A 10,146-nucleotide genomic window follows, 5' to 3' on the forward strand; every position below is an offset into this window, starting at 1 on the left:
CAGCAGTGCGGGATCACCGCACGGGGCCGGTGAGCCGGGTAGCTGTACATGGCGGAGTGCCGGGCGGTCCCCGGCCCGTCTCAGTCGGCTGCCGTCCGTGGCCGCCCGTCCGTCATGCCCAGGCGTACCTGCTCCTCCTCGACGATCCGGCGGGCCAGCTCGGTGTCCGACACGTCGACCGCGTCCGGCGTGGACTCGGCCACGGCACTGCGGCGGGCGTAGGCGTCGAACAGCCGCGTCTTCTCCTCCAGCATCCTCACCATGCGCTCGTCCACTCCCCCGGTGGCGAGAAGTCGATGCACGTGCACCGACCTGACCTGGCCCATGCGGTGGGCCCGGGCCACCGCCTGGTGTTCGAGGGTCGGCTTGATCTGCGGTTCGCAGATGACGACGACGGAGGCAGCCTGCATGTTGAGGCCGATACCGGCCGCCTGGATCTGCGCCAAAAGCACCGCCGGTCCCGGGACCCCGGCGAAGTCGTCGACGATCTGCTGCCGTCGCCCGGCCGGGACACTGCCGGTGAGCGGACCGAGCAGCGGGAGACCGGCGGTCGGGCCCGTCGCGAGCGCGGTCCCCACCACGTCCAGCACGTCCCTGAAGTGGGAGAAGACCACGGTCTTCTGCCCGTTCTCGCCGGCCTCCCGAACGATCTCCCTGAGGCGGTCGAGCTTGGCCGACTTCTCGGGGCGCGTGTACGCGGCCCTCCGCATCGCCATGAAGTTGCCCGCGCGCACGGCTTCGCGGTACGCCTCCTCGTCCGACGCGCTCAGTTCCTCCCACTCGTCGGTCCGCTGAAGACTCGGGAGTTCCGTCAGCACGTCCTCCTGATTGCGCCGCAGGTAGACCGGGGCGACGGCCTTGCGGAAGGCGACCGACCCGGCCAGGGCGTCCCGTTCGCCCAGGGAGTCCGCCACCCCCTCGTCGAGCATCCGGACCAGGTTGCGGAACTCCACGACCCGGTTCTCCATCGGGGTGCCGGTCATGAAGAGGCCGCGCTCACAACGTTCCGTCCACAGGGCCACCGCCTGGGACCGCTTGGTCTTGGGGTTCTTCACGCCGTGCGCCTCGTCGACGACGAGCAGGCCGACCTCCCCGCCGCCGGGTGCCGGGAATCCGCGCAGGGCTTCGAACGTGGTCACCGCCACCCCGCCCCTGCCCTTCCAGTCGGCGAACGCGCCGTGCCGGTCGGGACCGTGGAGCACCATCACGCGAAGGGCGCTGCGGGCCTCGATCTCGCGGGTCCAGTTCACCAGCACGCTCGCCGGACAGACGACCATGAAGTGGCTCTGCCCCTCGGCGGCCAGGTGGGCCAGCACGGCGATGGCCTGGATGGTCTTCCCGAGGCCCATCTCGTCGCCGAGTATCACCTTGCGCTGTGCGAGCGCGAACCGCGCGCCGAACGCCTGGTACCCACGCAGGGAGACCCGCCGGTGCGAGTCGTCGAGCTGCTGTGTCCGTACCCGCTCGGCGATCTCCTCGGGCAGGAACCCCTCGGCGGCCGCCGCGTCCGGCAGCCGCCCGGAGACCTCGGCGAGCAGGCTGTAGTACTCGGCGGAGCGGAGTTCGAAGTCCACCCATGCCGCGATGTCGGACGACGATCCGCGGAGCAGGTCCACCGATGCCTGGGCGAGCAGCTCGGGCAGGCCGGCCTGCTCGGCCTCGTCCACCAGCGAGCGGATCCCGTCGACCGCCGCCAAGGCGCGCCCCTTCTTCTCCCGGCCGGCCAGCAGCATCCCGAAACGCCCGGCGGCGGGTCCCGCGTCGGCCAGCAGGGGGCCGAGCCGTTCCGACAGGGCTGTGGCCCGGTCCACCGCGCGCCGGGCGTCCGGGCCCGCCTCCACGAGCACGTGCAGGGCCGTGACGAGCGCGGTGGTGCTCGGCTCCGGCCGGTCCACGTCGATGTGGACGGCCACCGTCTCGTGCACCGCCTCGGCGAGCCGGCGGGCGGCGGCGAGGATCTGGTCGACCGTGCGCTGCCCGACTCCCGGGATCTGCCGCAACCGGTAGGGACCCGCTTCGAGGACACCGCCCACGGTGCCGAGGCCGCTCTTCTCGACGTTGCCCAGCCGCAGGCGGCCTTCGGTGACGTCCTGCAGCCGTGCCACCGGGATGGCGCCGAGCTCCCGCGCGACCGCCGCGTCGTGGATCGGCTTCAGCGCCGCCCGCACCGCGTCGACCGCCGCACGGTGATCACCGACCACTGCCCGCGCCGCCTCGTGCAGTCGCGCTCCCCTCGCGACCGCGTCCCGCTCACCACGCCCCACGCGCCCCCGCCCCTCTCTCGCAGTCCCCGCATCCTCCCACCGCCCTCCGGCCTGGACGGGGTGCTCGTTCAGTCCGAACAAGGTGCCGGTGTCCCTGCGGACGGGGCCTGCATGACCTGCTCTGCCACAGGTCAGAGGCCCCCTGCGTGCGATTCCCCGCATGCGGGAGAAGCCGGCGCGGAGCAGTCGGGCCCTCAGGAGATATTCGGCTCCCCAGCCTTACGACCACCGGTAGCATTGGTGGCATGAGCGGTAGCAGGAAGTACTCCATCAGTCTGCCCGAGGACCTCGCCGAGGCCGTACGCGCCCACGTCGGCCCTGGCGGCTTCTCCGCCTACGTCGCCGAGGCCCTCGAACAGCGAGTCGCCATGGACAAGCTCCGGGAGATCGTCGCCGACTTCGAGACCGACAACGACGCTCTCACCCGCGAACAGGTCGAGGCCGCCCGGGCGCTGCTGCGCCACGACCACCGGCAGGCCGGCGGGGCCGCCGCCTGATGCCCGGCACCCTCCTGCTCGACAGCGAAGGCCTCTCGAAGCTCTACCGCAAGGACCGCACCGTCGTGACTCTGGTCCAAGCGGCGTCGGAAGAGGGCATCCGCGTCGCCACCAGCGCCATGACCACTCTTGAGGCCGACTACGAGCGTGTCCACCCGGCCCGCATCACGTGGATCCTCTCCCGCGTCGACGTTTGCGACGTCACCAAGGAGATCACCGACCAGGCTGCCGCGCTTCTGCGCGCCCATCACCTCCACGGCCACAAGTACGCCATCGATGCCGCCTTCGCCGCCATCGCGCTCAACGCACCCCGGCCGGTCACTGTCCTCACGTCCGACCCCGAGGATCTGACACTCCTGTGCGGCCCTTCCGCGGAGGTCATCAAGGTCTGAGGCAGTGTCACTGCCACGCCGACCGGACCTGCCACTGCCCCTCACCCCGGAGCGTGGACTCCCCGCGGACATGAGCTCATGCCCGACCCGCCGGCAAGCGGGCCGGGCACGGTTCTTGCCGAACGTCACACGTTGAAGCGGAATGCCTGAGCTCTGGCCCTGACCTGCGGCGGAGTCGCATGCCACGCGCTGAACAGGCATTTCCCCGTTGACGTGCGTCGGGTCCCGACGGTCGCTTACGGGTGTCCTGCGGACTCTTTGCGGACCGCTCCCAGCCGCGCCTGCTCCTCCTCGACGATCTGGCGGGCCATCGCCGTGTCCGAGACGTCAACCGCATCCGGCGTCGACTCGGCGACCGCGCTCCGACGCGCGTACGCGTCGAACAGACGGGTCTTGTTCTTCAGCATTTTCACCATCCGCTCGTCCACCCCACGGGTGGCGAGCAGCCGGTGCACCTCGCTGTGTCCCCGCATACTGCCACCGGTGCCCCCGGAGCGGACCGGGACCCGCGGCATTGTGTACACATGGCACACTCGGTACCCTTGGGTCATGACTCAGCCACCCATAGAGTCCATCCGCGACGTACGCGCTCACTTGGCCGAAGTCGTCGAACGGGCCGACCGCGACGACGTGCCCACTGTCATCACCCGTCGCGGCAAGCAGGTTGCCGCCGTGGTCTCGATCGAGGTGCTGCGCAAGTACCAGGAGTGGGAAGAGCGCGAGATCAACCGCATCATCGACGAGCGCATGGCAAACCCGGCCGCCGGCGTCCCGATCGAGGACGTGATGAGGGAGACGCTGGCACGCAGTGAGTGACTACCGCACGGTTTTCCGGCCCGAGGCCCAGGCGGAGCTGCGCAAGATCCCGCGTGACATGGCGCTTCGCATCCTGGCCAAACTGACGGAGCTGGAGAGCGACCCCTTCGGCTTCAACACCACCGCACTCGTATCCCAGCCCGAGCGCCGTCGCCTACGGGTCGGCGACTACCGTGTCGTCTACACGATCGACAACGGGGAGCTGGTGGTGTGGGTCGTACACGTCGGACACCGTTCCACGGTCTACGACACTTAGCCGCTCCAGGTTCTGCGAACTGCTGCGGACAGCACAACGGCCTGACCTGCTTTCTCGCAGGTCAGGCCGTTTGTCCACGTCCAATCAGACGTTGAAGCGGAACGTTCATGGAACCCCTTCCTTCCCAGTGTTCCCAAGGGTTTCTGCCCCTCGAAGGGGCGCAGGGTCAGCACCAAGTCAGCACCGTGTCGCCGGGTCAGCACGTCATGCCGCCACTGCGACGGCGCGTACCGGCGACGGCCGAAGCGCCTGCTGCATCACGTCCCGGCACCGGTCCCACGCCTCCGGCACCAGGTGCCCGTACGTGTCGACGGTGGTCTTGATGTTCCGGTGACCGAGCCAGCGGCTCACTTCATGGATCGGGACGCCGTTCGCAAGCGCGGTCGAGGCGAAGAAGTGGCGCAGGGAGTGCGGGGTGTACCTCGGCTTCTTGTCCGGGGTGACCACGCCCGCCGCCACGCACGCCTTCCGCCAGTGATAGCCGTACGTCGACGCCGTGGGCATATTCCCCTTGCCCCGCTCACGCGGTGCGAACAGCGCCTCTACGCCGTCGACCTTGACCGTGCCCCAGCGCTTCAGGTGGTTGCCGATCTCCTGGTCAAGGAACGTCGGCGTGGGCACGTCCCGGTACTCATCCGCCGTACGGTGCTTGAGCGGCACGAAGCGGGTCACGCAGTCACCCTGATTCGCCTTGGCGCTGATCTGCCGGCGCAGCCGCAGGAAGCCCTCTCGCTGGCAGTCGGAGGTCAGCCCGAGAGCCTCGCTGATACGCAGCCCAGCACCCGCCTGGAGCCACACCGTGAGCCGGTACTGATCGGACATGGCGGCGGCGATGGCGTACACCTCCGCGAGCGTCGGTATCTCGTCCGGGTCGACGGCGGCGCCTGCCGTCTTGATCGGCGGCACCCCGTCGCACGGGCTCTCGTATATGCGCCGTTCCTTGACGGCGGTCGCCATCATGGCGCGCAGGATGTTCATACGGTCGTTGACTGTCGATGCCGCCAATCCGCCCTTCACCATTGCCGTCTGAAGCTTCTTCACATCCGGGATGGTGACGCTGGCGAGGGTGCGGGCACCGAGCGCGGGAACCAGGTGGTTCGAGATGAAGCCCTGGTAGTTCCGTCGGGTCGACTCGTTCACCTGGTGCTGCGCGAGCCACTCTTCCGCCCACTTGCGCATGGAGATCTGCCCGAGCTGGTGGTCGATGTAGACCCCGGCCCGCTTGTCGTTCTCCGCCTTGACGCCGAAGCTCTCGGCCTCCCGCTTCGTGGGGAACGACTTCTCCCGCTGACGCCCCGTCCGCCCACCGGGCTCGCGGTACCGGACTGTCCACAGGTGCGCGCACCGGGTCTTGTTCCGGCAGTCACACTTCTTCAGTACCTGCGCCACTCTTCATCTCCCTGAGCACCTCGTCGGCCTTCTCCGTCAGCTGTCCGCCCGCCTTGCCCTCGACCTTGGTCAGGAAGCCGCGCTTCCGTGCAGCGCGCAGGTGCCCCTTGAGCGTGGCCTGCTTGATGTTCGTAATCTCCTCAAGCGCCTGGATCGGGGCCCGCTCGCCGATCTCGACGACCCGCACATAGACCGCCGAGAGCATGGCCAGGTACCTATCGGTGACCCCTCTGGGCGCGTCGGCGAGCCACCCACGCAGGAGTCCTGCTTCCTCCTCCACGGCCTGGTCAATACCGGTCGGAGCTGCGTCGAGCATCTCCACGAACGATCTGGTGTCGATCTGCCGGAGCACCGTGCTGGACAGGCCGCGGGCGATCTCCTGCGGGTCGCCGTCTTCGTGAGGCTCGATCCGAATCTCCTGCGGCCCACCGCCCACGGAGTCGGCTGGCCGCCACATCGTCACCTTCCATGAGCCGATACGCCGGTGAATCTCGATGCCCGCACGCGACGGCGGACCGTCAGGGCTACGTGTGATCTCCATGCGAGGAACGTACGAGCCTATTCAGCCCCAGTCAAGTCTAGATGTGACGCATCCGGCTTTGACAGAACCAGATGTATTGCTCAGGATGATGCCGGTACGACGAACCGAAGGAGATCCGTCTTTGCACCACAACCGCCTGATGACCGTTGACGAACTGGCTGAGTACCTGGGCAAGAAGCCCGCCTGGATCTACAACAACCACCGGATACTCGGCCTCCCGTCCCGGAAGGTCGGCGGCAGCCTGCGCTTCCGCATGTCCGAGGTCGACCGCTGGCTCGACCGGGAGTGCCCGGCCTCGGCCTGACCTGCGGTCCTCTCATCTGTACCCGACCGAATGGAGGTCACATGATCCCGCCACCCGGCGGGAGACAGCGGCGCACACCTGTGCCGCTCCGCTCAAAGGAAGGACGGCCACGCACGGTGGGAGCCATCAAGGACAAAGGGCGGCAGCTCCACGAGATCGAGCGGGTCCCGTACGAGGACGCGTTCCTGATCGGCGACCTCCTCACCACCCGGACAACATTGCTGGCGGGTGAGCCCAAGGCGGGCAAGACACTGCTCAGCGCGGGCATGGGCATAGCCCTGCTCAACGGCGAGCCGACGTTCCTCGGCCTGCCGGTACATCGAAGAATCGACCACATCGTCTACGGCCTGACCGACGACGGCGCGGCGGAGGAATTGAAGGAGCGGCTGGACGGTGCCGTACCGGACGACTCTGTGACCATCTTCCCCGTCCGGGACGCGGGGGACTCCGGCTACTGGAAGGGCATCTACGAAGACCTCGCGGACATCAGGCCGGGCCTGTTCGTCCTGGACAACATGCTCGGCGCGCTCGCACCGGGTGAGGACATCTCATCCCCGGTGACAGCGCAACGGTTCGGGCACAGCTTGCGTCCGATCACGGACATGGGCATCCCCGTGCTGGTGGTGACGCACACCCCGAAGGGAACGGCGGAGGGAATGAGCGTCGCATCCTCGCCCATCGGCGGACGGGCGATCGCGGCCGGCGCTCGCGGCATCATCACCTTGAGGAACTCCGGCAAGCGCGGGCGGCGCATCGAAGTCAAGATGAATCGCGCCCGGGAAGACCTCAACCTCGACGTCACCGTGCACCGGGCCAGCGCGACAAGCGAGGTCCCTGTCTGGGAGCGGGCGAGGCCCCAGATCAAGGCCGTCGACATGCCGAAGGCGAAGCCCTGGGACGAAGTGCTCGCAGCGCGGATCATCGAGGAGCAGCCGGAGGAGACGAACTACAAGCCGCTCGCCCAGCGGTACGCCCCGACGGTCGGCAAGAGCGTGGAGACCATTCGCCCCAAGCTCAGGGATGCCCTGGAGTACGTTGACGGGCGCTGGACCCGGAGGCGCTCCGAGCCCGCCTGATCCGTGGTGGTGGTGATGCAGCCCCCTTACAGGAAGTGTCACCACCACCAGCTACCTCGCTCCGCTCGGCAAGCCTCGCTCCTCCTTCTACTTATGTAAGTACGTCAGGATCTCTGGACACTGGCGGCCTGTGGCCGACCAGCACGCAGGCCACTGGGGGACTACGAAAGCCCGAGGCCTCGAAGCCCGCCAGACAAAGGCAGCGGCTCCCCGAAGGAGCTGTTGAACGAGCAAGACGACTTACGCAAGTACGCGATTGCGTCCAGCGGCGAAGCCGTAAGCCTGTGCAGCGGAGAAGAGCAAGTACGTGAAGCCGTGAAGAAGCCCAACTAGGAAGCGGCCTATCGGCCGTTCTTCGCGTAGACGACTTACGAGGCTCGACTTGCGTACTTGCTCTCGCCGCTGCCTTCCTCGGGGCCGCGGATGCGGCCCACTCGTCAGGAGTCGGTGAGGCTCACGTCCAGTTTCTGACGCCGTTGCTCCCTACCCATGCCGTTCCGCCGTTGCCCTTCACCGCCGTAGGGATGGGGCCTCACGATGTGGCGGCAGCTCCGATCGTTCCGCTGTCCCCCGCCCTGGCCGCGGGCACCGTACCGTCGCCCACCAGATCCATGACCGCGTCAGTGTGTTCCCTGATCAGATAGTCCATGGCGTGCTCGGTCGACGACTGATACTCAAGCTGCTCGCTGTAGAAGCGAAGCCGCTCCTGCGCGTCCTCGATGATTTCGCCCCAGGTGCGTACCCAGATCCGGTACGTGGGCTGGTTGACAGCACATCCAGGCATCCGGTCCTGCTGGTGAGCAAGTTGGCGAAGACCGTCGTCCATGGCATTGCCGACGAGCCAGAAGTCCCAGGTCACCTTGGGGTCCCGGAACCGGTCGTCGTTCATAACCGCTTGCGCATAGCTGTTGATCTGCGTGAACTCGGACATGCCGAGGGTGACACTCGACCTCTTGAGTTCGATCACGAGGTGGTGACGCTCCCCTTTCCGCTGCCGGGCTGCACGGGACAGCATGAGGTCGACGATCCCCCGGCTCCCGTCCTCCCTCAGAACGGGGGCCTGTGCGGGTGTGTCACGATCGAGAAGACGACAGTGCTGTCTCAGCACCTCGTTCAGACTGCGGTCGCTGACGTGCAGTCCATACTCCTCACCGAAGATCCAGCACTCGTTCTCCAGGATCCGGTGCAGCTCCGTGCGTTCCTTGACCCGCCCCTTGGCCACGGGGTCGAAGACGAGGTGCTCCAGGGCAGACAGGAAATCGAGGCGTCCGGTTGTCGCGGTCGACGCCTTGATCAAGGCGGACAGCGGCGTACGATCCAGCAGCCGACTGAGTTCTGCCTGCTCCTGCTTGGAAAGCGCGAATAGCTCCTCGGCGATGCGCAGCACTTCGCCCGGCTCGTGGGTCAAGACGGAGCGCAGAAGCGCGAAGGACACCTTCTGGGCCCTCTTGCTCGCCGGCAAGTGCCGGACGACCGCGGTCGCCACGGCGTCAAAGGTCTCGCGCTCCGCTCGCTCCTGGTCGTTGGCGGGCTCGCCTGCATACGGGTAGAAGCCTTCCGCACGCCACGAGTCGACGAGCTCACGACGGCGCTCATCGGCTCGGGAACGGAAGTGCTCACGCATACGCTCTCGGGCTTCGGCCAGCACCTCGGCAGCAGGCCCCTCCGGTGTCCAATCGGCGAAGGCGAGGTCGCCGACCGAATCATCCTCGAACCCCGACCAGGACAGGTACGCCGTGAAGTGGAAGCCCGGAGCCTGGATCTCCGGCTTCAGCTGCGCCAAGGACATGCCTCGGCCGTCGCAGAGGAACAAAGCCCGGGAGTACGGACGCGACCATTCGATGATCTTCAACTGGGCCGACGGGTGAGAACTGTCCGGCGGAGCCGCCACCTCGTACGTCTCGACGTGAACCTGCTCAGACGCCGGGTCCAGCCGCGTCCCGTCGTAGGTGATGCAGATGTCCGGGTACGCCTCCAGGTGAAGCGCGAAGGCGGCAGTGAGCGCGGTACGGGCGGCATCCTCGGTCAGCTTCTGGAGGTCCTCCCCGCCGAACGCCTCAAAGACCGTCCCCGTTGCGTCGGCCGTCGGCTCGGGATCGCTGACGTCGAACTCGTCCATGGAGCTGCGATCGGACTCGATGACCACACGCCGGCGGATCCCCCGCGCACCGCTGACGCTGGTCCAGCGCACCTCACTGCCGAGCGCGAAGGCCCGGACTCGGCCCCGCCCGTTCTTCCCGTGCAGCACGCGCTTCTTTACCTCACTGACCTGCGTGCGCTTCTTCCAGGACGTACCGATCTGCTCGAAGTAGTCGCTGCACTTCTCCGCCGCGATACCAGTACCGTCGTCGAGCACGGCTACTCGGTCGACTCCGTCGAAGTCGTTGCGCTCAAGTACGACGGTGACGTTCTCGGCATCCGCGTCGAGAGAGTTCCAGATCAGCTCCTCGACGGCTCCCACAGGATGACGAAGCCGGGCAAGCTCCTCGACGTGTCCGCGCCCTACGGTCAACCGAAGCTTCGCCATGGGGTCAGCACCTTTCACGTCAGCGTCATCTCTTAGGGCCTGCGGGGAGGGAGGCAGAACGCTTCCCACGTCATTGTCATTAAC

At 67.4% G+C, this 10,146-nt stretch carries 10 protein-coding genes and 1 pseudogene; 6 read left to right on the plus strand and 5 right to left on the minus strand.

The annotated features are described in order from the left end of the window. Positions 1 to 80: 80 nt before the first annotated feature. Complete coding sequence (locus A4V12_RS06760) at positions 81 to 2,264, minus strand: DEAD/DEAH box helicase (protein WP_079136861.1); 2,184 nt, start codon at positions 2,262 to 2,264, stop codon at positions 81 to 83. 245 nt (positions 2,265 to 2,509) lie between these two features. Here A4V12_RS06760 and A4V12_RS06765 point away from each other — a divergent pair, with 245 nt between their 5' ends. After that, complete coding sequence (locus tag A4V12_RS06765; RefSeq protein WP_064068302.1) at positions 2,510 to 2,761, plus strand: hypothetical protein; 252 nt, start codon at positions 2,510 to 2,512, stop codon at positions 2,759 to 2,761. Then, positions 2,761 to 3,153, plus strand: a complete 393-nt coding sequence (locus A4V12_RS06770) for a hypothetical protein (RefSeq protein ID WP_064068303.1) — start codon at positions 2,761 to 2,763, stop codon at positions 3,151 to 3,153. The genes A4V12_RS06765 and A4V12_RS06770 overlap by 1 nt, the downstream gene beginning before the upstream one ends. Before the next feature lie 236 nt (positions 3,154 to 3,389). Here the strand turns inward: A4V12_RS06770 and A4V12_RS06775 are convergent. Next, a pseudogene (locus tag A4V12_RS06775) lies at positions 3,390 to 3,608 on the minus strand (hypothetical protein); the annotation flags it as partial. Positions 3,609 to 3,702: 94 nt separating this feature from the next. Between A4V12_RS06775 and A4V12_RS06780 the strand changes: the two are divergent. Both A4V12_RS06780 and A4V12_RS06785 read left to right on the plus strand, forming a co-directional pair. Then, a complete protein-coding gene (locus A4V12_RS06780; RefSeq protein WP_064068412.1) occupies positions 3,703 to 3,969 on the plus strand; it encodes a type II toxin-antitoxin system Phd/YefM family antitoxin in 267 nt (88 codons plus the stop codon). Continuing rightward, a complete protein-coding gene (locus tag A4V12_RS06785) occupies positions 3,962 to 4,225 on the plus strand; it encodes a type II toxin-antitoxin system RelE family toxin (protein ID WP_030207783.1) in 264 nt (87 codons plus the stop codon). The genes A4V12_RS06780 and A4V12_RS06785 overlap by 8 nt, the downstream gene beginning before the upstream one ends. Positions 4,226 to 4,429: 204 nt before the next feature. On the opposite strand, the gene A4V12_RS34430 is transcribed toward A4V12_RS06785, so the two are convergent. Then, complete coding sequence (locus tag A4V12_RS34430; protein ID WP_079136862.1) at positions 4,430 to 5,614, minus strand: tyrosine-type recombinase/integrase; 1,185 nt, start codon at positions 5,612 to 5,614, stop codon at positions 4,430 to 4,432. Further along, complete coding sequence (locus A4V12_RS06795; RefSeq protein WP_064068305.1) at positions 5,589 to 6,155, minus strand: hypothetical protein; 567 nt, start codon at positions 6,153 to 6,155, stop codon at positions 5,589 to 5,591. Before A4V12_RS06795 ends, A4V12_RS34430 begins: the two co-directional genes overlap by 26 nt. Before the next feature lie 139 nt (positions 6,156 to 6,294). On the opposite strand from A4V12_RS06795, the gene A4V12_RS37405 reads away from it, so the two are divergent. Then, positions 6,295 to 6,459 carry a helix-turn-helix domain-containing protein gene (locus A4V12_RS37405; RefSeq protein ID WP_159024987.1) on the plus strand — a complete coding sequence of 55 codons (165 nt, stop codon included), beginning with the start codon at positions 6,295 to 6,297 and terminating at the stop codon, positions 6,457 to 6,459. 116 nt (positions 6,460 to 6,575) lie between these two features. Next, a complete protein-coding gene (locus tag A4V12_RS06805) occupies positions 6,576 to 7,535 on the plus strand; it encodes an AAA family ATPase (protein ID WP_064068306.1) in 960 nt (319 codons plus the stop codon). A 532-nt stretch (positions 7,536 to 8,067) separates the two neighbouring features. Here A4V12_RS06805 and A4V12_RS06810 read toward each other — a convergent pair. Beyond that, entirely contained in the window at positions 8,068 to 10,062 is a 1,995-nt protein-coding gene (locus tag A4V12_RS06810) for an ATP-binding protein (protein WP_064068307.1), read from the minus strand. Between the last annotated feature and the right edge of the window lie 84 nt (positions 10,063 to 10,146).

The organism is Streptomyces noursei (assembly GCF_001646665.1).
Taxonomy (GTDB): Bacteria; Actinomycetota; Actinomycetes; order Streptomycetales; family Streptomycetaceae; genus Streptomyces; species Streptomyces lavendulocolor.